The 24,574-nt window shown below is 73.2% G+C and carries 20 protein-coding genes; 12 read left to right on the forward strand and 8 right to left on the reverse strand.

What is annotated here, in order from left to right; all coding sequences use genetic code 11:
- Position 1: 1 nt before the first annotated feature.
- The gene (locus tag SMD20_RS18140) at positions 2 to 2,863 is read right to left on the reverse strand and encodes an ATP-binding protein (protein ID WP_329582348.1); all 2,862 of its coding nucleotides are present in this window, start codon (positions 2,861 to 2,863) and stop codon (positions 2 to 4) included.
- A 141-nt stretch (positions 2,864 to 3,004) separates the two neighbouring features.
- Between SMD20_RS18140 and SMD20_RS18145 the strand changes: the two genes are divergently transcribed.
- The 4 genes from SMD20_RS18145 (at position 3,005) to SMD20_RS18160 (ending at position 7,034) form a co-directional block, all read left to right on the forward strand.
- Positions 3,005 to 3,607 (forward strand): hypothetical protein, encoded by a 603-nt coding sequence (locus SMD20_RS18145; RefSeq protein WP_329582350.1) that lies wholly within the window; start codon positions 3,005 to 3,007, stop codon positions 3,605 to 3,607.
- 28 nt (positions 3,608 to 3,635) lie between these two features.
- Positions 3,636 to 4,673 carry an MBL fold metallo-hydrolase gene (locus SMD20_RS18150; protein WP_329582353.1) on the forward strand — a complete coding sequence of 346 codons (1,038 nt, stop codon included), beginning with the start codon at positions 3,636 to 3,638 and terminating at the stop codon, positions 4,671 to 4,673.
- Positions 4,674 to 4,759: 86 nt separating this feature from the next.
- A complete protein-coding gene (locus tag SMD20_RS18155; RefSeq protein WP_329582356.1) occupies positions 4,760 to 5,389 on the forward strand; it encodes a hypothetical protein in 630 nt (209 codons plus the stop codon).
- 205 nt (positions 5,390 to 5,594) lie between these two features.
- Positions 5,595 to 7,034: a PepSY-associated TM helix domain-containing protein gene (locus SMD20_RS18160; RefSeq protein WP_329582359.1), complete on the forward strand. Its 1,440-nt coding sequence runs from the start codon at positions 5,595 to 5,597 to the stop codon at positions 7,032 to 7,034.
- A gap of 24 nt (positions 7,035 to 7,058) precedes the next feature.
- Here the strand turns inward: SMD20_RS18160 and SMD20_RS18165 are convergent, their stop codons facing one another.
- From SMD20_RS18165 to SMD20_RS18180, 4 genes are read right to left on the reverse strand one after another with little or no spacing between them, the layout of a single operon-like run.
- A complete protein-coding gene (locus SMD20_RS18165) occupies positions 7,059 to 8,015 on the reverse strand; it encodes a catechol 2,3-dioxygenase (protein WP_329582362.1) in 957 nt (318 codons plus the stop codon).
- Positions 8,012 to 9,106 (reverse strand): 4-oxalomesaconate tautomerase, encoded by a 1,095-nt coding sequence (locus tag SMD20_RS18170; RefSeq protein ID WP_329582365.1) that lies wholly within the window; start codon positions 9,104 to 9,106, stop codon positions 8,012 to 8,014. Before SMD20_RS18170 ends, SMD20_RS18165 begins: the two co-directional genes overlap by 4 nt.
- Positions 9,099 to 9,821: a 4-carboxy-4-hydroxy-2-oxoadipate aldolase/oxaloacetate decarboxylase gene (locus SMD20_RS18175; RefSeq protein WP_329582372.1), complete on the reverse strand. Its 723-nt coding sequence runs from the start codon at positions 9,819 to 9,821 to the stop codon at positions 9,099 to 9,101. Before SMD20_RS18175 ends, SMD20_RS18170 begins: the two co-directional genes overlap by 8 nt.
- Positions 9,818 to 10,549: a PIG-L deacetylase family protein gene (locus SMD20_RS18180; RefSeq protein ID WP_329582375.1), complete on the reverse strand. Its 732-nt coding sequence runs from the start codon at positions 10,547 to 10,549 to the stop codon at positions 9,818 to 9,820. Before SMD20_RS18180 ends, SMD20_RS18175 begins: the two co-directional genes overlap by 4 nt.
- Positions 10,550 to 10,677: 128 nt before the next feature.
- Between SMD20_RS18180 and SMD20_RS18185 the strand changes: the two genes are divergently transcribed.
- Positions 10,678 to 11,523, forward strand: coding sequence for an NAD(P)-dependent oxidoreductase (locus SMD20_RS18185; protein ID WP_329582378.1), 846 nt, complete (start codon positions 10,678 to 10,680; stop codon positions 11,521 to 11,523).
- Here SMD20_RS18185 and SMD20_RS18190 read toward each other — a convergent pair.
- Positions 11,495 to 12,118, reverse strand: a complete 624-nt coding sequence (locus SMD20_RS18190; protein WP_329582381.1) for a GntR family transcriptional regulator — start codon at positions 12,116 to 12,118, stop codon at positions 11,495 to 11,497. The two genes, SMD20_RS18185 and SMD20_RS18190, sit on opposite strands and share 29 nt — an antisense overlap.
- 207 nt (positions 12,119 to 12,325) lie before the next feature.
- Between SMD20_RS18190 and SMD20_RS18195 the strand changes: the two genes are divergently transcribed.
- Genes SMD20_RS18195 through SMD20_RS18215 form a run of 5 tightly spaced genes read left to right on the forward strand, consistent with a single transcriptional unit; the run spans position 12,326 to position 19,481 of the window.
- Entirely contained in the window at positions 12,326 to 12,811 is a 486-nt protein-coding gene (locus SMD20_RS18195; RefSeq protein ID WP_329582384.1) for a hypothetical protein, read from the forward strand.
- Between the two features lie 34 nt (positions 12,812 to 12,845).
- Complete coding sequence (locus SMD20_RS18200; RefSeq protein WP_329582387.1) at positions 12,846 to 14,231, forward strand: hypothetical protein; 1,386 nt, start codon at positions 12,846 to 12,848, stop codon at positions 14,229 to 14,231.
- The gene (locus tag SMD20_RS18205) at positions 14,228 to 15,547 is read left to right on the forward strand and encodes a VWA domain-containing protein (protein WP_329582390.1); all 1,320 of its coding nucleotides are present in this window, start codon (positions 14,228 to 14,230) and stop codon (positions 15,545 to 15,547) included. Before SMD20_RS18200 ends, SMD20_RS18205 begins: the two co-directional genes overlap by 4 nt.
- Before the next feature lie 11 nt (positions 15,548 to 15,558).
- Positions 15,559 to 16,674: an ATP-binding protein gene (locus SMD20_RS18210; protein ID WP_329582393.1), complete on the forward strand. Its 1,116-nt coding sequence runs from the start codon at positions 15,559 to 15,561 to the stop codon at positions 16,672 to 16,674.
- Entirely contained in the window at positions 16,671 to 19,481 is a 2,811-nt protein-coding gene (locus SMD20_RS18215) for a hypothetical protein (RefSeq protein ID WP_329582396.1), read from the forward strand. The genes SMD20_RS18210 and SMD20_RS18215 overlap by 4 nt, the downstream gene beginning before the upstream one ends.
- Before the next feature lie 43 nt (positions 19,482 to 19,524).
- Here SMD20_RS18215 and SMD20_RS18220 read toward each other — a convergent pair whose 3' ends face one another.
- The gene (locus SMD20_RS18220) at positions 19,525 to 19,932 is read right to left on the reverse strand and encodes a RidA family protein (protein ID WP_329582399.1); all 408 of its coding nucleotides are present in this window, start codon (positions 19,930 to 19,932) and stop codon (positions 19,525 to 19,527) included.
- A gap of 158 nt (positions 19,933 to 20,090) precedes the next feature.
- On the opposite strand from SMD20_RS18220, the gene SMD20_RS18225 reads away from it, so the two are divergent.
- Positions 20,091 to 22,028 carry a glycosyl hydrolase family 18 protein gene (locus tag SMD20_RS18225; RefSeq protein ID WP_329582402.1) on the forward strand — a complete coding sequence of 646 codons (1,938 nt, stop codon included), beginning with the start codon at positions 20,091 to 20,093 and terminating at the stop codon, positions 22,026 to 22,028.
- A gap of 55 nt (positions 22,029 to 22,083) precedes the next feature.
- On the opposite strand, the gene SMD20_RS18230 is transcribed toward SMD20_RS18225, so the two are convergent.
- Positions 22,084 to 22,929, reverse strand: coding sequence for an aldo/keto reductase (locus tag SMD20_RS18230; protein WP_329582405.1), 846 nt, complete (start codon positions 22,927 to 22,929; stop codon positions 22,084 to 22,086).
- Positions 22,930 to 23,026: 97 nt separating this feature from the next.
- Between SMD20_RS18230 and SMD20_RS18235 the strand changes: the two genes are divergently transcribed.
- Positions 23,027 to 24,565 carry a M28 family metallopeptidase gene (locus SMD20_RS18235; RefSeq protein WP_329582408.1) on the forward strand — a complete coding sequence of 513 codons (1,539 nt, stop codon included), beginning with the start codon at positions 23,027 to 23,029 and terminating at the stop codon, positions 24,563 to 24,565.
- Positions 24,566 to 24,574: the final 9 nt, after the last annotated feature.

The following is a 24,574-nucleotide window of genomic DNA, read 5'->3' on the forward strand; positions in this document are numbered from 1 at the left end:
GTCAGCCGCGCTCGCCCAGGTCCAGCCGGGCGAGCTCGGTCCTGGACGCCACGCCGAGCTTGGGGAACGCCTTGTGCAGGTGGTAGCCCACCGTGCGCGGGCTCAGGAAGAGCCGCGCGCCGATGTCGCGGTTGGTGGCGCCCCGAGCGGCCAGCCGGACGATCTGCAACTCCTGCGCGGTGAGCAGCCCGGCCGCGCCCGGCAGCCGGGCGCCGGTGGCCGTCTCCCCCGAGGCGCGCAGCTCGGCGCGGGAACGGGCGGCCCAAGGGGCGGCGCCGGCCCGTTCGAACACGTCCAGCGCCTGCCTGAGATGAATCCTGGCCTCGGCCTTGCGCCGGTTCCTGCGCAGCCGTTCCCCGAACAGCAGCCGGGTGCGGGCCTCCTCGAACGGCCGCCCGCCGCTGAGGTGCAACCCGACGGCCTCGGCGTAGCAGGCTTCCGCCTCCTCCTCGCTCGCGGCCGTCAGCGCCCGGCAGCGCAGGGCGACCGCGCGGGCCCAGGGCTGCCCGCTGGCGGCGGCCCACCGGCCGAACCTGGCGAGCGGCGTCTTCGCCCGTTCCGGCTCCCCGCATCGGACGGCCGCCTCCACCAGGTCCGGCACGAACAGGGTGGTCGAGAGCTGGTGGTGCACGGCACCGTCCAGGCCCGCCTCCAGGTGGTCCAGGGCCGCCCGCGTCCGGCCCTGCCCGAGCGCCAGCAGGCCCTGCGCCCACACCGCCCAGGCCAGGCTCGACACGTTGCCGTGATCGATGGCGTGGGCGCGGACGGCGCCGGTCAGCCGCTCGCAGGTCCCCTCGTCGCCCGAGACCGCGGCGAGCCAGGCGAGCACGCCCTGCAGGTGATCGACGCGGTGGTGCTGCCCGGTGTCCTCGGCGATGCGCACGGCCTCGGCGGCCGACGCCCCGGCCTCCTGGAAGCGGCCCAGGTAGAGCTGGCTGCTGGCGAGGTTCTGCAGCGCGTGCGGCAGCCAGCCGACCAGTCCCTGGTTCCGGCAGTCGTCGGCCAGACGGGCCGCCAGGTCCAGGGAGGTCTCGTCGTCCCCCACCATGAAGGCCATCGAGGCGATGATGAGCCGCTCGCCGGGCGCGGTGGGCGGGACGCGCCGGGCGGCGGCGAGCGCCGCGTGGATGGGCGGCAGGCCGCGCTCGGGGTCGCCCGCCAGCAGGGCGGCCAGCCCGGTCAGGGCGGAGATGACCGGCTGGAGGGGGTGGCCGGCGGGCAGATCGAGAGCGTGCAGGCGCTCGACGGCCCGCCCGGCAAGGCCGGGCGCGCCCGCGAACCACGCGTCGCGGACGGCCTCGGCCAGCAGGGACGCGGCCATGACCGGATCCGTGGCGGCGATCGGCTCGGCGGCGGTCATGAGGATGCCGTGCGCGGCCCGCGGCGAGCCCTGCTCGAACTCGATGGCCGCGCGGACCCCGGCCAGCCTGGCCCGCTCGCGCGGATCGGCGGTGAGCAGGGCCGAGCGGTCGGCCAGCGTACGGGAGCGCTGGAGCTGGCCGGCGTCCATCGCCGCCTCGGCCGCGCCGATCAACCGGCGCACCTGGTCACGCGGGCCGGGGCTCAGCTGCGCCGCCCGCTGGTAGGCGGCGGCCGTGGCGGCCAGGCCGCTCCTGCGCCTGGCCCGTTCGGCCGCCCGCTCCAGCTCGGCGGCGACGGCCTCGTCGGGGCTGGTGCAGGCGGCGGCGAGATGCCAGGCCCGCGCGTCAGCTCGCGGCCCGGCATCCGGACCGGCTTCCGGACCGGCTTCCGGACCGGCTTGCTGGCCGGCTTCCGGAGCGGCTTGCCGGCCGGCTTGCCCGCCGGCATCCGGGCCGGGGCCGGGCTCGGTGAGCGTGGCGGCCAGTGCCCGGTGCGCCGCGAGGCGCGTGGTGAACGGCTCTCCCTGGTAGGCGGCCGCTCTGATCAGCGGGTGGCGGAAGGCGAGCTGCCCGTCGACCCGGATGAGCCCCGCCCGCTCCGCCGGCTCGACGGCCTCGGTGCCGACGCCCAGCCGCCGCGCGGCGGCGAGGACGACGCCGGGATCACCGGTGCTCTCGGCGGCCGCCACGAGCAGCAGGGTCCGGGTGGGTCCCGGCAGGGCCTGGATCTGCGCCTGGAAGACCTCCTGCATCCGCTCGGTGAGCGGCAGCGGGCCCGGATGGTAGGCCAGCGGGACAATGTGGCCGAGCCGCTGCTCGGGGGTGAGCGCCGCGGGCAGCTCGATGAGTGCCAAGGGGTTGCCCTCGCTCTCGGCCAGGATGCGATCCCTGACGTGCGGCGCCAGCGAACCGGCGGTCTCGCTCAGCAGCGTGGCCGCGTCGGCGGAGCCGAGCCCGCCGAGCCGGATCTCGGGCAGACCGGCCGGCCGGAGCGCGTGACCGCCGTCCCGCATCGCGAGGATCAGCGCCACCCCTTCGGCCTCCAGCCGCCGGGCGGCGAACAGCAGGGCGTCGGCCGACGACCGGTCCAGCCATTGGGCGTCGTCCACCAGGCACAGCAGCGGCCCCTCGCCGGCCAGCTCGGACAGCAGGGTCAGGGCGCCGAGCCCCACCAGGAAGCGGTCGGCCGCGGTGGCGCCGGCCAGCCCGAAGGCGCCGGCAAGCGCGTCCGCCTGCGGGGCCGGCAACCGGCCGAGCCGGTCGAGGCCGGGACGCAGCAGCTGGTGGAGGGCGGCGAACACCAGCTCGGTCTCGCTCTCGATGCCCACGCCGCGCAACGTCCGCATGCCGGTGTCCGCCGCCTCGCGCGCCGCGAGCTCCAGCAGCGCCGACTTGCCGATGCCCGCCGGCCCCCGCAGCACCAGCACGCCGCTCCGGCCCTGCCTGGCCTCCGCCAGCACCCGTCCGATCCGATCGGTCTCGGCCTCACGCCCGTACAACACCGGACGATCCTAATGAGACCGTGACTTATGCCCGCAGAGGGATGACCGGTCAGGTGACAGATGCCGCGCGGGCGGCCCCGCCGTAGCGTCGCGGTGGTGATCACCTCGCCTCGTCCGCCGTCCTCTCATGAGGAGCATCCGATGACCCGTCCCCGATCCTCCGTGGCCGCAGGCGTGCTGGCCGCGGCCCTGATCGCGCTGTTCGCCTACCTGTCGCCCGGCCTGGCCCTGTGGCTGACCTTCATCCCCGCCATGGTGATCGCCTACGGCTGCCACCTCGCCACCACCGACCGCAGGCCCCCTGACCCCTCCCGGGTGCTGCCGATCTACCTTGTCGGCCTCGCCTGGCAGTTCCTGCACTTCGGCGAGGAGTTCATGAACGGGTTCAACGTGCGCTGGCCGACGGAGGTGTTCGGCGCGCCGGCCATGTCGCTGCCGCTGTTCGTCTGGATCAACATGGTCAGCTACGCGGCCTTCGCCGTGGGCGCCCTCGCGATCTACCGAGGTTGGCGGGTGCCGCTGCTCATCGCCTGGTTCTTCGCGATCATGGGTGCGATGGGCAATGCGATCGGCCACCCGGTCTACGACCTGGTCTCAGGAGATCTGGCCTTCCCCGGCATCGTCACCTCGCTCGGCTACTGGATCATCGGCCCCGTCCTCGTGCACCGGCTCTGGACCGCCGCGCTCCCCCGGCCGTCCGGCACACCGCTCCCCCGGCCGGCGGCCGCCTCCGCCCAGCTCTGACCGATCGCCCCGCACGGAAGGACATCTCATGCGAACGCCATTCGTTCCCGACCGCGAGATCGCCGAACGGCCCGACGGCTACGGCGGGCCCAACCTGTCACCCGTGGGGCTGGAGCTCGTGCCGCGTGAGCTCGCCCAGGGGGTGTGGGCGCTCATGGCCAACCTGCCGCCCAAGGACAACAACGGGGTGGTCTGGGGGCGGGACGCCGCGCTGGTGATCGATGCCGGCATCACTCCTGAGGTCTCGGTCAGGATCCAGGCGGCCGCCGCCGCGCTCGGCGACCGGCCGCTCCGCTACCTGGTCAACACGACGTACCACGGTGACCACACCTTCGGCAACGCCGCGTTCCCCGAGGACGTCGTGATCGTCTCCTCCACCGCCAACAAGGCGAGCATGAGCGACCTGGCCTACGAGAAGCGGGCCCGGTCGGGCAACATGTACGGCGACGCCGCCCTGCTGGACGAGGTCACCCGCTGGCGCAGGCCGGACCTGACGTTCGACTCCTACGCCGAGATCGACCTGGGCGGGCGGGTGGTCCAGCTCCACCACTTCGGCCCCGGCAACGGGCCGGGCGACACGATCGTCTACGTCCCGGACGCGCGCGCCGCCTGGACGGGCAACTTCCTCTGCCACGCCGGCATCGCCCACATGCTGCTCCAGGGCGCCCCCGAACCGTACGTGGACTCGCTGCGCCGGATGCGCGAGGCCCTGCCGGAGCTGGAGACCATCGTCCCCGGGCACGGCCCGATGGGGAACGGTCCGGTGGCGGTGGACACCCTCATCGGCTACCTCGAACGGCTCCGCGACGAGGTGTGGTCGAGCGTGCGGGCGGGGCACGGCCTGGAGGAGACGCTCGCGGCCTGCACCGACCCGTGGGCCGGGCACCTCGACCCCGGGCTGTCGGCCGCCCTCGCCGGCTATCCGGTGCCCCAGGACCTCGCCCGGCAGGGCATGCTCGTCCTCTGCCGCGACCTGCACCGGCTCAACGTCCTGGCCACGTACCGGATCTACCGCGCGAGCGGCGGCACCGGCCCGGTGGCGGCGGCTCAAGGGGGATCCTCCTGACGCCCCGGCGGCCGTGACTGCGGGGGCGGATGTCTGAACTTTTCCAGACACGCCCCCGTATCTGTCGGTGTGAGCGGTGGTCGCGCATGAAACCCGAGCAGGAAGGACGCTTCGGCGGCACCGACAGCAGGGACGGCGCGCAGGCCGGCCGGGCCGGCCTGCGCGGCCCCCGCTCGATGGTGTTCGCCGTCGTCTGCGTGTACGCCGCGCTCGGCATGCACACGCTGGCCGGCGGCTCCGGCGTCGGCCCTGGGCTGCTCGCCGCCGCCACCGCCGCGACCGGAGCGGGAGCCTTCCTCCTCGCCCGCCGCAGGCGCTCGCTCGGGACGCTGGTCGTGGCCGCCTTCGCCGCGCAGTACGGCATGCACCGCCTCTTCGGCATGGGCGGCACCGCGCCCGCCTCCCACCACCACGAGCACGCCTCTCTCGAACACGGGCACGGCGGTGGCGAGCTTTCCACGGGGCTCGGCATGCTGGTCGCGCACGTGGTCGTCGCGGCGCTGTCCGCCTGGTGGCTGCACCGGGGCGAGACGGCGCTGGGGACGTTCCTGGCGCTGCTGGCCCGCGCGGTGCGCGGCTTCTGGCGCGGCCTGACCGTCCGCGCCCCGCTCCCGGAGACCGGCGTGACCCGCCCGGCCGTGCCCGGCGCGGTCGCCGTCCGGCAGCCGCATGTCCTGTCGGGGGCGATGTGCCGGCGGGGACCGCCCGTACGGTGACGTAGCCGCCTTTTCTTCCGTTTCCGCAGCTCGCGCGGCAGGTCGACGCCGCGCGGCCGCTCCGCCGTGCCCGGAGACCGGGTACGGACCCGCCGCGCCGCCGTGCGCGCGCCCCCACCCCTTCGCGTCAGGAAGCTCTCCGCGAGAAACCTCCCGTGAGGAGCCTCCGGGCGAAGAACCTCTCCGTAAGGAACGGAGTCCCCCCATGACCTCAGTCGAGGCCCGTCCCGTCAGCACCACCCCCGCCCCTCCCGCCGCCGCCTCGTCCCAGCGTTACCGCGCCGTCTGGCGGTGGCACTTCTACGCGGGCCTGTTCGTCGCCCCCGTGCTGCTCGTGCTCGCCGTCACGGGCTCGATCTACCTGTTCAAGGAGCCGTTCGAGGCGTGGCGCTACCAGGACGTGCGGGAGCTCGCGCAGCCGGTGGCCGCGCCGCGCCCGCTGTCGGAGCAGATCGCCGCCGCCCAGCGGGCGCGTCCCGGCGCGCCGGTGATGTCCGTCATCCCGCCCGCGTCCCCTGACCGCACCACCCGGGTCATCCTTCAGGGCGCGGACAGCGGCCCGTTCGCGCAGGGCGTCTCGGTCTACGTCCATCCCGGGACGGGCGAGGTCGTCGGGCAGATCGACGACGCGGCCACGTTCATGCGGGTGGTGCGGACGATCCACGGCGAGCTGATGTCCGGCACCGTGGGCGACCGGGTGGTGGAGGTGGCCGCGTGCTGGGCGCTGATCCTCGTGGTCTCGGGCACGTACCTGTGGTGGACCGGCCGCGGGACCCGGAGCAGGGCGTCGCGGTCGGCCCGCGGCCGGCTGCGCCGCCTGCACGTGCTGGTCGGCGTCGGCGCGGGCGCGGTGGTGGTGTTCCTGGTCATGTCCGGGCTGCCGTGGTCCGGGGTGTGGGGCGACGGGCTGCAGCGCGTCCAGGAGCGTACCGGCTCGACCGCGCCGAGCGCCGCGGGCTTCCCGAGCACCTCGACGCCGCCGCTGTCCGGCGAGCTGTCCGGGAACCCGGACGCGAAGGTGCCGTGGGCGGCCGAGCGGCTGCCCGTGCCGAGCTCCGGCGGCGAGCACGCCGGGCACGGCGGCGGCGGCGGGGTGCTGCAGCCCGGCGCGCTGCCGGTGGAGGCCGCGCTGGCCGCCGCCCGGCCCTCGGTCGCCTCGTGCGCCGAGTGCGACGTCAAGGTGCTGCTGCCGGACGGCCCGACCGGCGTCTACACGGTCGTGGCCGAGCCGCGCCGCGACCCGTCGGCCGCCCGTACGCTCCACGTGGACCAGTACTCGGGCAAGGTGCTGACGTCGTACGGCTGGGCCGAGTACGGCACCGTCGCCAAGCTCGTCGAGCAGGGCATCGCGCTGCACGAGGGCCGCAGGTACGGGCCCGCCAACCTGGCCGTCATGCTGGCCGCCTGCCTGGCGCTGGTCACGCTCGTGGTGACCGGCACGATGATGTGGTGGAAGCGCCGCCCCCGTGGCCGCGCCGGGGCGCCCGCGCGGCCGACCGACCGGCGCAGCGCGTACGGGGTGATCGCCATCATGGCGGTGCTCGGGCTGGTGTTCCCGCTGGCCGGGGTCACGATGGCGGCGGTGCTGCTGCTCGACTGGCTGGTGCTGCGGCGCATCCCGGCGGTGGCCAGGTTCATCGGCTGAGCTCGTGAGGTCGGACGCCGCCCGTCAGCTCGGCTCGACGGGCGGCGTGCCGTGCGTGTGGAAGGACTCGATGGTCTTCAGCCCCCATGCCTGGCCCTTGGCGCGCTCGGCCTCCGTCCAGGTCACCACGCGCCAGTCGGGGGCCAGGATGAGCCGGGTGAGCGGGTTGCACAGCTCGATGCGGTTGCCGCCGGGTTCGTAGACGTAGAGGAAGAACGTCTGCTGGATGGCGTGCTTGTGCGGGCCGGTCTCGATGTGGACGCCCCGCTCCAGGCAGATGTCGGCGGCGCGCAGGATGTCCTCGCGGCCGTTGGTGGCGAACGCGATGTGGTGCAGCCGCCCCGAGGAGCCCGACCAGTCGTCGGTGAAGACCAGGTCGTACGACTTGTTCCCGAAGTGCAGCCACTGCGCCGCGATCCGGCCGCTGTCCAGCATGATCTGCTCGGTGACCCGGGCGCCGAGCACGTCACGGACGAAGGCGCCGTTCGCGGCGGCCTCGGCGGCCAGGAAGTTGACGTGGTCGAGGCGGCGCACGCCCACCCCGTGTCCGGGGAACGCCTGCGGCTGGTTCTTCAGCGCCGGGCGCAGCTCTTCGGGGGCCTCGTACCACTCCGACTCCCAGTACAGGTGCAGCTCGTGCCCGTCGGGGTCGCGGAAGGCGTACGTCGGGCCGCGCCCGGCGTCGCCGTCGCGCCAGCCGATGCCGAGCCCGGAGTCCTTGATCGCCGCGATCCGGCGTTCCAGCGCCTCCTGGCTGCTCGCGCGCAGGCCCGTGGCACGCAGGCCGGAGGTGCGGTGGGCGGTCAGCTTGAGGCTGTGGTGCTCGTAGTCGTCGTAGGTGCGCAGGTAGACGGAGTGGCCGTCCTCGCCGGCGCGGGTCATGCCGAGGATCTCGGTGAAGAACCACAGGCTCCGGTCGGGCTCGGGCGTGAGCAGTTCGGCGTAGGCGAGGTGGGCGACGTCGTGCAGCAGGGCGTTCATCGGATCGTCGGTCCTTCGTCCGGTCGCGGGCGGGGGAAGACCGTCCCGTCGAAGAGCTTGCGGGCGGTGCGGACGTTCGCCGCGCGCACGGCGGCCGGCGGGTCGGTGGTGAGGTCGAGCTCCACCTCGACCTCCAGGTGCCCGGTGGGGTGCTCGACGGCCACGCGCGGGCCGCCGGGCAGCCGGGCGAAGCGGCGGGCCACGCCGTCCGGCAGCAGCGCGGCCGTCACGACGCTGACCGCGCCGAGCACGCCGATCGAGGTGTGCGGGCGGACGGGGATGAACGTGCGCGTGCACAGCGCGCCCCCGTCGCGGGGCGGCGCGACGAGCGTGGTCTTCGGCACGGACGCGCCGGTGACGTCCCCGAGCCCCATCAGCTCCCCTGCGCGCAGGCGCAGCGCCTGCACCCGCCCGGCGAGCCCGGTGTCGGCGGCCAATTCCTCGTACGGCTCGTAGCCGGTGAGGCCGAGGTCGGCCGCCGCCGCCACGACGACCGGCATGCCGTTGTCGACGCAGGTGACCTCGATGCCGTCGATGACGTCCAGCTGGTTGCCGGTGGGCAGCAGGCTGCCGGTGCTGGAGCCGGCGGTGTCCTCGAAGCCGAGCACGACGGCCGCCGCCGTGCCGGGCACGCCCGAGATGGCGGTGCCGCCGCGGTAGTCCACCAGGCCGCCGGGCGTCGGGAAGCGGGCGGTGGCGAGGCCACCGGTGTTGACCAGGCGGATGCGGGTCTCGGTGTGCTCACCGCCCGCCTCGACCAGGCCGCGCTCGACGGCGAACGGGCCGACGCCGGCGAGCAGGTTGCCGCAGTTCTGCGTCCTGGTGACGGCCGGCTCGTCCACGGCCACCTGGAGGAACAGGTAGTCGAGGTCGGCGGCGGGGTCGGCGGAGCACGACACCACGGCGGCCTTGCTGGTGAGCGGGTGGGCGCCGCCGATGCCGTCGATCTGGCGCGGGTCGGGGCTGCCGAGGACGCGCAGCAGCAGGTCGTCCCGCTCGCCGGGGTCGGCGGGCAGGTCGCCGGCGAGGAAGTACGCGCCCTTGGAGGTGCCGCCGCGCATCAGCATGCAGCGCACGCCGGCGTCAGGCACTTCGGTCCCTGTCGTACTCGTCGGCGGTCATGTAGACGATGCCGAGGTCCGGGAGCCGCTCGCGCAGCCCGTACCGGTCGAGGCCCAGCTCGCCCTTCATGAACGCCTCCCGCGTGGCGGCCTCCTTCGCGGCCCGCGCCCCGGCGGCGGCGATGCCGCGCTCCAGGTCGCCGCGCGGCACGACGAGCACGCCGTCGTCGTCGGCGAGGATCACGTCGCCGGGCCGGACGACCTGGCCGCCGATGGCGACCGGCACGTTGACGGCGCCGGCCGTGGCCTTCACGGTGCCCTGCGCGCTGACGGCCGCGCTCCAGGCCGGGAAGCCCATGGCCCGCAGCTCGGCGACGTCCCGTACGCCGGCGTCGATCACCACGCCGCGCACGCCCCGGTGCCGCAGCGCCGTGGCGAACAGCTCGCCGAACATCCCGTCGGCGCACGGCGAGGTCGTGGCGACCACCAGCAGGTCGCCCTCGCGGCACTGCTCGACGGCGACGTGGATCATCAGGTTGTCGCCGGGCCAGCAGAGCGCGGTGACGGCGGTGCCGCCGACGCGGGCGCCCGGCCAGGCGGGGCGCAGGCGGGGGCCGAGGTAGCCGGTGCGGCCGAGCGCCTCGTGGACGGTGGCGACGCCGTACGCGGCGAGGACGTCGACGCGGGCGACGTCGGCGCGCGGGACGTCGGTGACGACGACGTTTCTTATGCGAGGGTGCCTCATGCCAGGGTGTCCGTCACCTGCGGGTACAGCCGCATGTACGCCTCGGCCCTGGTGTCGTGGGGCAGCCCCAGGTTGGGCCCGGCGTTGCGCTTGAGCTGTACGCCGCGGCGCACCGCGAGGTCGGTGTAGTAGTCCCACATGTGCTGCTGGGCCGGCAGGCACTCCATGGCCTTGCGCTTGGCCTCGAACACCGGGGTGATGTCGAGCAGCACGTCGGGCTTGAAGTCGCACTGCTCGGGCTGGTGCGGCTCGAAGAAGAACACCGGGGGCGCGCCGAGCGGCTCGCCGGGGGCGTCGTAGCCGATCGCCTGGGCCAGCACGCGGGCCTGGAGCGCCATGCGGGCCGCCGCCGGGTGGTCGCCGTTGTACGGGTCGGCGAGCGGGTGCGTGAGCACCACGTCGGGCTCGCTCTCGCGGTGCACGCGTACCAGCCGGTCCACCAGTTCCGGCGTCTCCACCAGCGGGTAGTCGCCCGCGTCGAGGAACTCGATCTCGGCGCCCAGCGCGGCGGCGGCGTGCTCGGCCTCCTCCCGGCGGATGGCCTTGATCTCGTCGAGGGTGTGGCCGGCGCGCCATGCCTTGGCGGACTCGCCGCGTTCGCCGTAGCTGAGGCAGACCACCTTGGCCCGGCCGCCACGGTGGGTGGCCAGCGCGATGGCGCCGCCGGCACGCCAGACGAAGTCGCCCGCGTGGGCGCTGATCACCAGAAGAGTCTTTCCCGACGTCACGCCCCGACGCTATGAGCGGGTCCGGCAGATTGTCAACACTTTCGTCACCAATTGCGCCTTTAGAGCCGATATTCTCTCGGGCAGCAGAGAAACGACAATATTGTCAACGATAGAAGGGTTGAGCGCCCATGGAGAAACCTCAGGTGGCGCTGCTCGGCCACGGCGAGGCCGGCCGCGTGCTCGCCGCCGGCCTCGGCCCGAGGGTACGGCTGCGCGTGTACGACCCGGCGTACCCGCCGGGCGGCCCGGCGAAAGAGCTCGTCGGCAGTAACGCGGAGGCCGTGCGTGGGGCCGATGTCGTGATCGCCGTGACCACCGGGGCCGACAGCCTGGCCGCCTGTACTGAGTCCGCCGCGCAGCTGAGGCCGGGCGTGCTCTACGCCGACCTGTCGACCGCCGCGCCGGGCGACAAACGCGAGATCGCCACCCTGGTGGAGGCGGCCGGCGCGGTCGCCGTGGACGGGGCGATCATGGCACCGGTCCCGCTGCGCGGCCTGGCCACGCCGATCCTGGCCGGCGGGGCGGGCGCGGAGCGCTTCGCCGCCTTCGCCCGCGCCCACGGCATGGACGTGACCCCGATCGGCGGCGACCCCGGCGACGCCGCCGCCCGCAAGCTGCTGCGCAGCGTGCTGGTGAAGGGCCTCAGCGCGCTCGCGATCGAGGCACGGGCCGCCGCCGAGGCCGCCGGGCTGGCCGAGTGGTTCTGGGAGCACCTGGTGGAGACGGTGACGGGCGCCGACGAACGCTTCGTACGGCGGTTGCTGGAGGGCGCCGGGCAGCACGGCGTACGGCGGGTGCACGAGATGGACGCGGCCACGCGCATGCTGGAGGAGCTGGACGTCCCGCCCACGATGACCGCCGCCACGGCCGCCATCCTGCGGCGGGTCACCGAGACCGGCCTCCCGCCCCTCCCCCGCGGCGACCGGTCCCCGGAGCCGGGGACGATCAGTCCGGACTCGACTCCAGGGCCTTGACCACGCTGCGCAGGTGCTGCTGCATGCTCGTCTGCGCGGCCTCGGGGTCGCGCGCGACGATGGCCGCCACGATCAGCTCGTGCTGCGGCAGCGACACCGCCGCCCGTCCCGGCTGCCGGGCCAGGCGGAACTTGTGCCGCACCACCTGCGCCCCCAGCCGCTCGATGATCGCGGCCGCGGTGCGGTGCCCGGCGATCTCGCGGATCTCGGCGTGCAGGGCGACGTTGAGCTCGGAGTAGCGGTCGAGGTCGTTGGCCTCCACGGCGGCCCGCATGTCGGCGACGATCGCCCGCAGCCCGGCGGCCTGCTCCGGCGTCACCCGCTCGGCGGCCTTGTACGCGGCGAGCCCCTCCAGCACCATGCGGACCTCGGTGATCTCGACGGCCTCGGCCTTGGAGATCGCCCGGACCCTGGCGCCCTTGTTGCGCATGATCTCGACCAGGCCCTCGGACGCCAGCTCCTTGAACGTCTCCCGCACGGCCGCCCGGCTCGCCCCGAACTGCTCGCACACGTCGGCCTCGATGAGGCGCTGGTTGGGCACGAAGTCCCCGCCCAGGATGACCGCCCGGACGCGGTCGGTCAGCGTCTCACCCAACGGACATCCTCCCGCCGTCTGCGTGCACCAGGCAGACAATATTATCGACAATCTGTCCGTATGCAGGCGTCGTACCGCTTTCGATCGTTTCATCTACGGACTGTCGGTCGCCTCCGATAGGTTCCCGGATCAGTTGATCAAGCCGTTCGCGCAGGAGCGGGCACTCCCGCCTGCCCCGCGACCGGCGAGGCAGGAGGTTACGACGCCGTGGACGCGGACAGAACCGCGTGGGAGCAACGCAGCGTGGTGCGGGTGGTCACGCCCGTCGAGCCGCGCAAGCTGGCCAAGGTGCCCTTCGTCGAGCTGGCCGACGGCCGGCTCCAGGGGGTCGTGTCGAGCGGATCCGACATCGAGCGGGTCTACGTCTCCTCCATCACCGCCGGCAGCCTGGCGATGAGCTGCAGCACCAACAACAACCGGCCCTGCGGGGCCCTGCACGGCTACGCCTGCAAGCACGTACGCCTGCTGGCCGACGAGGCGATCCTGCAGTACGGCCTCGACCGGGTGGCCCGCTACCTGCGGGTGGAGGCGGCCCCCGCGACCGGGCTGCAACTCAACGGGCCGGTCGAGCGCACGCCGGCCGCCGTCGTGTTCAGCCGGTTCCTGCGCCACCTGGCCTACCTGGAGGTCCCCGACAGCACGGAGCCGCTGGCCGAGCTGCACTGGTTCCCCGCCATGGGGGCGGTGCGCTGATGACCGACCTGCTGACGAACGAGGTGAGCGGCTGATGCTCGACCTACAGCTCGGGGAGCTGACCGCGGCCGGGCCCGAGGGCATGGACGAGGCGCTCGGCCTGGTGGCCGGGTTCGACGGCGCGCTCGCGCACGGCTTCGCCAGGATCGGCGAGGAGCCGGCGGCGGCCCTGGCCGCGCTGGCGGGCGCGATGGCCGGTGGGCCGCTCGGCGAGCGGGCCGCCGAGGCCGTGGACAAGGTGATCGCGGGTTCCATCGGCGACGAGCACCTGGCGGTGCTGGCCGGCGCGCGGGCCGCCCTGACCGGCGCGGTGCACGACGCCCTGCTGGCCAGGCTCGACGCCGCCCTCGGCCGCACCCGCGCCCCCTGGGAGGCCACGCCGGCGACCGGCGCGGAGATTCCCGCCAACCTGCTCGCCGGCTGCCGGGCGTGGCTGCGCGAGCTGGCCATCGCCGGCTGGCGCGGCGTCGACCACGACGTGGTCGCCCCCTCCGACCAGGCGATCGAGGCGCTGCTCGCCGTGCCCGCGCTGCGCGGCCTCGCGGTGCTGCTCGACGGCCTGGCGGCGGAGCTGCGTGCATCCTGCCCGGTGAGCACGATGGACCGCCTGCCCGCCCGCCGCTGGGGCGACCTGTGGACGCGCGGCCTGCTTCTCTCCCGGTCCGGCCCCTGGCACGGCGGCGCGGAGCCCGTGTCGGGCCGGCTGCTGATCCTCGGCGCCGACGTGCACGAGCACGCCACCGTGGTCCGCGTCCAGGTGCACGGCATCCTGGAGCCCGCCGGCGGCGGCCCGGCGCGGCTGGTGCGCACAGGTGTCGCCGCCGCCAAGGTCGACACGATCGTCGGCCCGGCCGTGTGGCGGCTCATGTCCGGCCATCCGGTGCTGCTCGGCGCGCTCGCCGGGCACCGCGCGCTCGACCTCACGGACATGCCGCTGCTGCCCGGCGGCGACCTGGTGTGGCACGACGACCGCGCCGCCGCGGGCGAGGAGGCCGACCCGTTCACCACCGCCCGCGTGCTGCTCGGCGCGGCCCAGGCGGCGCCGGTCCCGCCGCTCGACCGCCACCCGGTGCGCATCGCCGAGCCGGTGCTGGTCGAGGGCTACAAGATCGACGGCGGCACGCTGGAGCTCGGCGGCAGCGGGATCGCGCTCGACCTCGACCGGCTGCCGACCGGCACCCCGCTGACGCCCGAGCTGGTGGCGGCCTCCTCGGCCTGCCTCGGCCTGCTGCGCTGGGACGGGCGGTGGCTGCTGCAGCCGCTCGCCGTCCAGGCCACGGTGAAGAAGAAGCCGGTCACCGCGCACACCGGCGACTGGGCGCTCGGCCCCACCGACCCCAAGGTGGTCAAGGCCGAGGCCAAGGCCGGCGACGCGGTCGCGGTGCTGCGCGAGCGGGCGGGACGGTTGCTGCGCAAATGACCACAGAGAACGAAACCGGCAACGCGGGGCCCCATCCCGACGAGACCCGCCGCCAGGTGCTCTACTGGCGGCTCATGTCGCGGCTGTTCGGCACCGACGAGCAGCCCGCGCTGGAGAGGTCCAGCCTGGCCGTCGTCGAGGACCTCGGCCTGCCGCCCGCGCTGCTCGACCCGGGCGTCTCGGTCGACACCCTGGTCCAACGCCACCCCGCGCTCGCCGACGAGCTCGACGACCTGCTGTCCGACAAGGAGCACGAGGCGGGCGGCGAGGTCCGCCGCGCCGCGCTGGTCTCCAAGCTGCTGCTCAACGTCTTCTGCACCGGCACCGGCAACGTCACGGCCGCGCAGCTCGAACGCTGGAAGCGGGACGCCGGCTGGCTCGGCAAGGGCCGGGGCACCGAGTCCGGCGGGCGGGGCCACAGCCCCGGCGACGACGAGGTGGCCGCCGTGCTCGCCATGATCGAGGGCGACCTGGTCAAGCGCATGCGCCTGCGCGAGGTGCTGGCCGACCCCAATCTGGCGCGGCAGCTCACGCCGAGCATGTCGCTCATCGAGCAGCTCCTGCGCGACAAGCACAACCTGTCGGGCGTGGCGCTGGCCAACGCCAAGGCGCTCATCCGCAGGTTCGTGGACGAGGTCGCCCAGGTGCTGCGCACCCAGGTCGAGAAGACCAGCGTGGGCGTCATCGACCGGTCGGTGCCGCCGAAGCGGGTGTTCCGCAACCTCGACCTCGACCGGACCATCTGGAAGAACCTCACCAACTGGAGCCCCGAGGACCAGCGGCTCTACGTCGACCGGCTCTACTACAAGCACACCGCGCGCCGCACCACCCCGGCGCGGATGATCGTGGTCGTCGATCAGTCGGGCTCGATGGTGGACGCGATGGTCAACTGCACGATCCTCGCCTCCATCTTCGCCGGGCTGCCCAAGGTGGACGTGCACCTCGTCGCGTACGACACCCGTGCGCTCGACCTGACCCCGTGGGTAGCCGACCCGTTCGAGGTGCTGCTGCGCACCACGCTCGGCGGCGGCACCGACGGCACGGTCGCGATGGCGCTGGCCCGCCCCAAGATCGCCGATCCGCGCAACACCGTCATGGTGTGGATCAGCGACTTCTACGACAACCGCTCGCTGATCACCGACTTCGAGGCCATCCACCGCTCCGGGGTGAAGTTCATCCCCGTGGGCTCGGTCAACAGCTCCGGCCACCAGAGCGTCGACCCGTGGTTCCGCCAGAAGCTCAAGGACATGGGCACCCCCGTGCTCTCCGGCCACATCCGCAAGCTCGTCTTCGAGCTCAAGAACTTCCTCACCTAGGAGACCCCCTGATGAGTGACGACATGCTGCGCGCCCCCGCAGAGGTCAAGTACGCCGACGAGCTCGACTACCTGGAGTCCGTCGACGACAACCCCAAGCCGTTCTCGTGGCGGCTCAGCCCCAAGATGACCCGGCTGTTCGTCCTCGGCTCCGAGCGCGCCGACGGGCTCGACCGCGAGATCCCGCAGAAGTGGTTCGGCGACCGCAGCTTCGTCGAGCGCAGCATCGTGACGCTCGCCTCCGACCGGGGCCTGCTGCTGATCGGCGACCCGGGCACCGGCAAGAGCTGGCTGGCCGAGCTGCTGGCCGCGGCGATCTGCCGCAACTCCACGCTCGTGGTCCAGGGCACCGCCGGCACCACCGAGGACCACATCAAATACTCGTGGAACGTGTCCATGGTCATCGCCAAGGGCCAGTCGCGCCAGTCGATGATCCCCTCGCCGATCATGACGGCGATGGAGCGCGGCGTCATCGGCCGCTTCGAGGAGCTGACCCGTTCGACCAGCGACGTCCAGGACGCGCTGATCTCGATCCTGTCGGAGAAGTACGTCTCCATCCCCGAGCTGGAGGACGACAACATCGTCTTCGCCCAGCCCGGCTTCTCCATCATCGCCACGGCCAACAGCCGCGACCGGGGCGTCAACGACCTGTCGTCCGCGCTGAAGCGCCGCTTCAACTTCGTGCGCATCCCGGTCGTGACCAACAAGAACAGCGAGGCGGAGATCGTCCGCTTCCGTACCGAAGAGCTGCTGCGGCGGCACCGGATCGAGCTCGACCTGCCGCCGACGCTGCTCGACATCCTGCTGCAGAGCTTCGCCGACCTGCGTTCGGCGTCCGCCTCGGCCACCAGCGACGACGAGCGGCTGGAGTCGGCGCTGTCCACGGCCGAGCAGATCGGCGTGCTGGAGGACGCCATCCTGCACAGCCACTTCTTCGGCGACCGGGTGCTGCGCGCCCAGACGCTCGCCGGGTCGCTGGTCGGCTCGCTGGCCCGGCGCAGCCCCGAGGACCTGGCGATACTCAACAAGTACTGGCACGGCGTGGTGGAGCCCCGCGGCAAGAAGGACGGCGGGCCGTGGCAGGAGTTCCTCGAGGGCGGTCGCGACGCCATCGCGACCCTGTCTTGAGCGGGCCCGACCTGAGCGGGCCCGCGACGGGCGACCCCGTGGGCGCGTTCGGCCCGCTCAGGGAGCAGCTCGCGCAGGCCGCGCGCGAGTTCGGCGGCGACGCCGTCTCGGCGGTCCTCACCGGCATGGTCGACGACGTGGACCGGGCGCTGCGCGAGGAGCTGGAGATCTTCCCGGTCTGCCACCACTCGCCGGCCTCGGCGCTGGCGATGGTGCGCAGGCTGCGCGACAAGCAGCCGAAGGTCATCTACCTGGAGCTGTGCGAGGACCTTCAGCCGTTGCTCACCGAGCTGCGCAACTGCCGGCTGCCGGTGGCGGTTCAGGCGTTCGCCACGCACCTCGACGGGTTCCCCCAGGAGTGGGCGCCGCTCAGCGTGGTGGCGCCGATCACCGAGGCGTCGGCCGAATACCAGGCGATCGCGTACGCGCTGGAGACGCCCGGCGTGGAGCTGGTGCTGGTCGACCGCTCCACCGACCACGTCTTCCAGTGGGCCGCGAAGGAGGACGCGCCCGAGGGCGAGCACGCCCGCCCCCAGGGTGAGGAGGCCGGGCTGCACGGCGACGCGATCGGCGTCGAGATCGGCGACCTGCGCCCCCGCTTCGCCGAGCTGGAGGAGCACCTGCTGCACCACGGCAAGGTGCGCCACTGGTCGGAGTGGTGGGACCAGTACGTCGAGCAGCCCCTGTCCGGCGCCGACCACGACACCTACCGCCAGGTGATGACGCTGATCGGCAGCCTGTTCCGCCGGCTGAGCCGCGACCCGGCCCGGCTGGCGGTCGACGAGGACCGCGAGCGTTACATGTGGACGAGGATGCGCGAGCACCTCGCCGCCACCGGGGCCGACCCCGCCGACTGCCTGTACGTGTGCGGCGCCTTCCACGCCGCCAGCCCCGTCGAGCAGTTCGGCGTGCGCTCCACCGCCCCGTTCACGATCACCCCGCGCACCGGCACGACCTGGCTGTACGGGCTCATCCCCTCCAGCCACTCGGCCATCGAGGCGCAGTTCGGGCTGGCCTCGGGGTCGGTGTCGATCGCGGCGGCGACGTGGGCGAAGGCGGTCAAGCGTGACCGGCTGACGCCCTACCGGCTCGCGGGGCAGAAGAGCACCGGCAAGCAGGCGGCGCGCAGGCCCGCGCCGGCCCCCGCCGGCGATCCGGCCACCGCCGACCGGCTCACCGGGTTCCTGTCCCGGCCGCCCGTGCTCGACGAGCTGGACGAGGCCGAGCTGCTCGGCTGGTGCGTGGACATCGTCCGGCTGGCCCGCCGCAACGGCTACCTCGCCAGCACGGCGGACGCGATCGCGGTGTTCGAGACCTCGATCCTGCTGGCCGGGATGCGCGGCCGGGCCCGGCCCACCCCGTACGACTTCCAGGACGCGGCCGTCACCTGCATCGAGAAGGACGTCGTGCCCGGCCGCAGGGACGTCGCCCGGCTGTGCGAGATCCTGCTCGGCAGCGACCGGGTCGGCGCGGTCGGCTACGACGCGCTGCCGCCGCTGGCCAGGAACGTCCTCGACCGCCTCGCCCCGCTCGGGCTCGACCTGGAGAAGCGTACGATCCAGCGGGCCCTGCTCGACCTGCACGCCGATCCCGACCTCAGGCCCTGCTCCGACCTGCTGTGGATGCTGCGCTACCTGCTGCCGCCCGAGGCCGTACGCCCCATCATGGGCGAGCGGCGGCTCGGGGAGCGTTCGATCCAGGAGAGCTGGGACCTCGCGCTCGGCAAGCACCAGCGCTCGCTCATCGAGCTCGGCTACGACGGCGTGACCGTCGAGCAGGTGCTGGAGCAGCGGCTGCGGCGGCGGGTCTGGGCTCCGGAGGCGACGGCGGCGGTCGCGCTCGCGGCGGTCGAGGACGCCGTGCTCTACCTCGGCAGCCGGCGCTTCGCCGACGAGCTGGGGGCGCGGGCGGTGGAGCTGCTGTCCGCCGAGCGGAGCGCGGACGACGCGCCCGAGGTGCTGAGCCGCATCCGGCGGCTGCTCGCCTACTACCGGGCCAACGAGCCCGAGCTGCCCGCGTGGTGCGAGGAGTTCGCCACCGCCGGCTACGCCCACTACTGCACGCTGCTGCCGACGGCGTTCGTCGACGACGACACCGGCGTGCGGCAGGTGGGGGCGATGCTCGGGTTCCTGTTCTCGATGGAGAGCCTGGCGCTGGCGCTGGGCTGCGACCGGGCGCAGCTCGAACTGGCGGTGCGGCAGTCGCATCCGGAGGCGCCGGCCAAGGTGGCGCTGCTGTGGGCGGCGCGCACCCAGCTCGGGCTGCTGACCGTGGCCGAGCTGCGGGAGCGGTGCGAGGAGCTGCTGGGCAACCCGCTGGTGGTGCCGTCGTTCCCGCAGTACATCATGGGGTTCGTGCAGGCCATGGAGCCGGTGCCGGCGTTGTCGGGGTTCGTGGTGGAGGTGATCTCCAAGGCGTTCGGCCGGCTGCCCGACTCGGTGCTGCTGCCGTGGCTGCCGAAGCTGATCACGACGCTGCGGAACGAGGCCGCTGAGCTGATGCCCGCTCTGGTGCGCGAGGCGGGCCGTACGTTCCCCGGCTCGCTGGCCGAGGTCGACTCCTGGACCCCGCCCTGGTCGCCGCGTCCGGCCCCTGCCTCCGGGGCCGTGTCCCGGCCGGCCGCCGCGCCCGCGGGCCCGGCCGCCGAGCTGCTGTCCGCCCACCGCGCGGCCTGCGACGCGGTGGCGGTCCTGCTCGGCTGCGAGCCCGTCTGGCACGAGGCGGTCTCCGCGCCCGCGTCCCCCGCGGCCGTCCTCCTGACCGCTCACCCGGAGCCGGCCCAGGCCCTGGCCGCCCTCCTCGGCTGAACGTGCTGCCCCGCCCGGGATGCCGGGCGGGGCAGGGGGACGGCTACGGGAGGGGGAGGACGGCGGCGGCCTCGACCTCGACGAGCTGGCCGGGGTAGCCGAGCACCGTCACGCCGAGCAGCGTGCTGGGCACGTCGTGCCCGTCCATGTGCTCGCGGTAGACCTTCCAGGCGGTCACCAGGTCGGCGCGGTCGGCCGAGGCGACGTACACGGTGGTCTTGACGAGGTCGGTGAGTGCGGCGCCGGCGGCGGCGAGCGCGTCGGCGAGGTTGCGCATCACCTGATGGGTCTGCCCGGCGATGTCACCTGGGCAGACGGTCGCGCCGTCGGCGTCGAGCGGGCAGGCCCCGGCCGCCCAGACGGCGCGCACCGGCACGTCGGCGACGGCCGCGTACGCGTACTCGGCGGGAGCGAGACCGACATCCCGGATCAACCGGACACCGCGCGTCATGGGGTCAGACCCTAGTGGCCCGGCGAGGATTTTCGCGCGCGAATTATTGACGCCTCCCCAGGTTGAGGTTACGGTCGTCTCACAACTAAAAGGAAACTTTCCTAATAGTTTCCTGGCATCCCGCCCCCCAAAAGCCCCCCAACGGATGTCGGAGCGACATGAGAAACAAGATCCTCGCCTGCCTGGCGGCGCTCGCGCTGCCACTCACCGCCGTCGCCGTGGCGCCGCCCGCCGCCTACGGCATCGCCATGGCCGCCGCCTGGGCCCCATGGACCGCCTACGCCACCGGCGCGGTCGTCACCTACAACGGCGTCGACTACGTCTGTCTCCAGGGCCACACCTCCCAGCCCGGCTGGGAGCCGCCGAACGTCCCCGCCCTCTGGAAGGTCTCCACCGGCGGCGGCACGGACACGACCGCGCCGTCCGTGCCCGGCAACCTCCGCTCGACCGGCGTCACCAGCAACAGCGTCTCTCTCGCCTGGAACGCCTCCACCGACAACGTCGCCGTCACCGGCTACGAGGTCTACCGCGGCAGCACCCTGGTCACGACCGTCACCGGCACCACCTACACCGACACCGGCCTGACCGCGAGCACCGCCTACACCTACACCGTCCGCGCCCGCGACGCCGCCGGCAACCGCAGCGCCGCCAGCGCCGCCGTCACCGCCACCACCTCGAACGGCGGCGGCACCGACACGACCGCGCCGTCCGTGCCCGGCAATCTGCGCTCCACCGGCGTCACCTCCAGCAGCGTCTCGCTCGCCTGGAACGCCTCCACCGACAACGTCGCCGTCACCGGCTACGAGGTCTACCGCGGCAGCACCCTCGTCGCCACCGTCACCGAAACCGCCTACACCGACACCGGCCTCGCCGCGAGCACCGCCTACACCTACACCGTCCGCGCCCGCGACGCCGCCGGCAACCGCAGCGCCGCCAGCGCCGCCGTCACCGCCACCACCTCGAACGGCAACGGAGGCGGCGGGAACAAGGTCCTCGGCTACTTCGTCCAGTGGGGCGTCTACCAGCGCGGCTACCACGTCAAGAACATCGACACCAGCGGCTCCGCGGCCAAGCTGACGCACATCAACTACGCCTTCGGCAACGTGACGAACGGCCAGTGCGCGATCGGCGACAGCTACGCCGACTACGACCGCTTCTACCAGGCGGGCGAGAGCGTGGACGGCGTCGCCGACACCTGGGACGCCGGCGCGCTGCGCGGCAGCTTCAACCAGCTCCGCAAGCTGAAGAAGAAGTACCCGAACCTGAAGGTGCTGTTCTCCTTCGGCGGCTGGACCTGGTCCGGCGGCTTCGGCCAGGCCGCGCAGAACCCGGCCGCGTTCGCCGACTCCTGCTACAAGCTGGTGGAGGACCCGCGCTGGGCGGACGTCTTCGACGGCATCGACATCGACTGGGAGTACCCGAACGCCTGTGGTCTGACCTGTGACAGCAGCGGCCCGGCGGCGTTCAGGAACGTCATGTCGGCGCTGCGCTCGCGCTTCGGCTCCGGCAACCTGGTCACCGCGGCCATCACCGCCGACGGCACGAACGGCGGCAAGATCGACGCGGCCGACTACGGCGGCGCCGCGCAGTACGTCGACTGGTACAACGTCATGACCTACGACTACTTCGGCGCCTGGGCCGCGCAGGGCCCGACGGCCCCGCACTCGCCACTCAACTCCTACTCCGACATCCCGATCGCGGGCTTCTACTCCGACGCCGCGATCCAGAAGCTCAAGAGCAAGAACGTGCCGGCGAGCAAGCTGCTGCTCGGCATCGGCTTCTACGGCCGCGGCTGGACCGGCGTCACGCAGGCCGCGCCGGGCGGCACCGCCACGGGCCCGGCGCCGGGCACGTACGAGCAGGGCATCGAGGACTACAAGGTGCTCAAGACCCGCTGCCCGTCCACCGGCACGGTCGCGGGCACCGCCTACGCCTACTGCGGCAACCAGTGGTGGAGCTACGACACGCCGGCCACGATCGGCGGCAAGATGACCTACTCGAAGAACCAGGGCCTCGGCGGCGCGTTCTTCTGGGAGCTCAGCGGTGACACCTCCAACGCCGAACTCCTCACGGCCATGAGGAACGGCCTCGGCTGACCCGGCCGAATGAGAGGGACCGGCCCGCCGCACCCGGCGGGCCGGTTTCCGCCTGTCAGGCCGCCGACAGCTCGGCCACCTGCTCGGGGGTGAGCGAGACGGTCGCGGCGCCCATGTTCTCCTCCAGGTGGGCGAGGGACGAGGTGCCCGGGATCGCGACGAGGGCCGGGGAACGGGCCAGCAGCCAGGCCAGGCTGACCTGGACGGGCGTGGCCCCGAGCGCGTCGGCCACGTGGTCCACGGGCCCGCCGGGCGCGGCCAGCCGGCCCTTGGCGACGGGGGTGTAGGCGATGAAGGCGATTCCCTGCGCCTCGCAGTGGTCGAGCACGTCCTCGGAGGCCCGCAGGGTGAGGTTGTAGCGGTTCTGGACGCTCGCGATCTCCACGACCCGCCGGGCCTGCTCCAGTTGCGCGACGGTGACCTCCGACAGCCCGATCGCGGCGATCTTGCCCTCCTCGCGGAGCGCCTTGAGCTCGCCGACCTGGTCCTCCAGGGGCACCTCGGGATCGACGCGGTGGAGCTGGAGCAGGTCGAGCCGGTCCACGCCGAGCCGGCGCAGGCTCATCTCGACCTCCTGCCGCAGGTACGCCGGCCGCCCCACGGGATGCCACTCCCCCGGCCCGGTGCGTACGAACCCGGCCTTGGTGGCGATCGTCACGTGCTCCGGGTACGGGTGCAGCGCCTCGCGGATGATCTCCTCATTGACGTAGGGCCCGTAGGAGTCGGCGGTGTCGATGAAGTCGGCCCCCAGCTCGACGGCCCGGCGCAGCACGCGGACGCACGCCTCGCGGTCCTCGGGCGGCCCCCAGACGCCGGGGCCGGTGAGGCTCATCGCGCCGAATCCCAGACGGTGCACGGTCCGGCCACCGATGGTCAACGTTCCGTGATGCAACAGAGACATCCCCAATCTTCTTATTTACGGTGATTCTTACTAGTTTCAGGACACGCGCGCATCTTCGACCCGGGTCTCCCCTTACGTACCGAGGAGCAACGGAAACATGCGTTCCCTACTCGGCGCCATCACGGCGGCCGCGGTCGTCTTCCTGCCGTTAGCCGTGGCCGGACCCGCCCAGGCGCACGGCCGCGACGACGCCGCCGTACGCAAGCTCGTCAAGGACGTGACCGGCAAGAACGTCAAGAAGCACCTCAAGGCCTTCCAGGCCATCGCCGACGCCAACGGCGGGACCCGCGTCTCCGGCAGCTCCGGCTTCGACGCCTCCCGCGACTACGTGGCGCGCAAGCTGCGCGACGCCGGCTACGAGGTGACGATCCAGCCGTTCGAGTTCACCTTCGACGGCTACCGCACCCCGCCCGTGCTGAAGCGCACCAGCCCCGCCCCGGCGAAGACGTACACCTACGGCTTCTTCCAGGACTACGTGGCGATGGGCGAGTCGCCGGCCGGCGCGGCCAGCGGCACCGTCCAGGCCGTCGACCTGGTGCTGCCGCCCGGCCCGGCCAACTCCTCGTCGTCCGGCTGCGAGGCGGGCGACTTCGCCGGCTTCGTCCCGGGCAACGTGGCGCTCATGCAGCGCGGCACCTGCAACTTCCGCGTCAAGGTGGACAACGCCATCGCGGCCGGGGCGTCCGCGGCCATCGTGTTCAACGAGGGCCAGGAAGGCCGCACCGAGGTGGACCTCAACCCGGTGCTCGGCGGGCCCGGCGTCACCATCCCGTCGTTCTTCACCAGCTTCTCCGTCGGCCAGGAGCTGGCCGCGACCGCGGGCACCGCGGTCCAGCTCAACTGGGACCCGGTGGTGGAGCAGCGGACCACGTACAACGTGATCGCGCAGACCAAGAAGGGCGACAGGAACAACGTCGTCATGCTCGGCGCGCACCTGGACGGCGTCCAGGAGGGCCCCGGCATCAACGACAACGGCTCGGGCAGCGCCGGCATCCTGGAGGTCGCGCTCCAGTTCGCCAAGACCAAGCCGAAGAACCAGGTGCGCTTCGCCTTCTGGGGCGCCGAGGAGTTCGGCCTGCTCGGCTCGGAGCACTACGTGGCCACCCTGCCGGAGGCCGAGCGCGCCAAGATCGCGCTCTACCTCAACTTCGACATGATCGCCTCGCCGAACTACACCTTCGGCATCTATGACGGCGACGGCGACGCGTTCGGCACCGCCGGGCCGGCCGGGTCGGACGTGATCGAGGAGGACTTCGAGAAGTTCTTCGCCGGGCGCGGGCTGCCGTACACCGCGACCGCGTTCACCGGCCGCTCCGACTATGGAGCGTTCATCGCGGCCGGGATCCCCGCCGGCGGCCTGTTCACCGGCGCGGAGGTGCTGAAGACGGCGGAGGAGGCCGCGATCTTCGGCGGCACGGCGGGCGTCCCGCTCGACCCGTGCTACCACAGCGTCTGCGACACCATCGCGAACATCAACGACAAGGCCCTGGACGTCAACTCCGACGCCATCGCCACGCTGACCGCGCGCTACGCCTTCGACACCGGCTCGATCGGCTCCGCCGGGACCGCCGGTGCCGCGTCGGCGAAGCGGAGCGCCGGCGCGCACGACCACAAGCCCGCCGACGCGGCGAGCTGACCCCGCGCG

Origin of the sequence: Nonomuraea sp. LP-02, from assembly GCF_036289125.1 — a bacterium.
GTDB classification, from domain to species: domain Bacteria; phylum Actinomycetota; class Actinomycetes; order Streptosporangiales; family Streptosporangiaceae; genus Nonomuraea; species Nonomuraea bangladeshensis.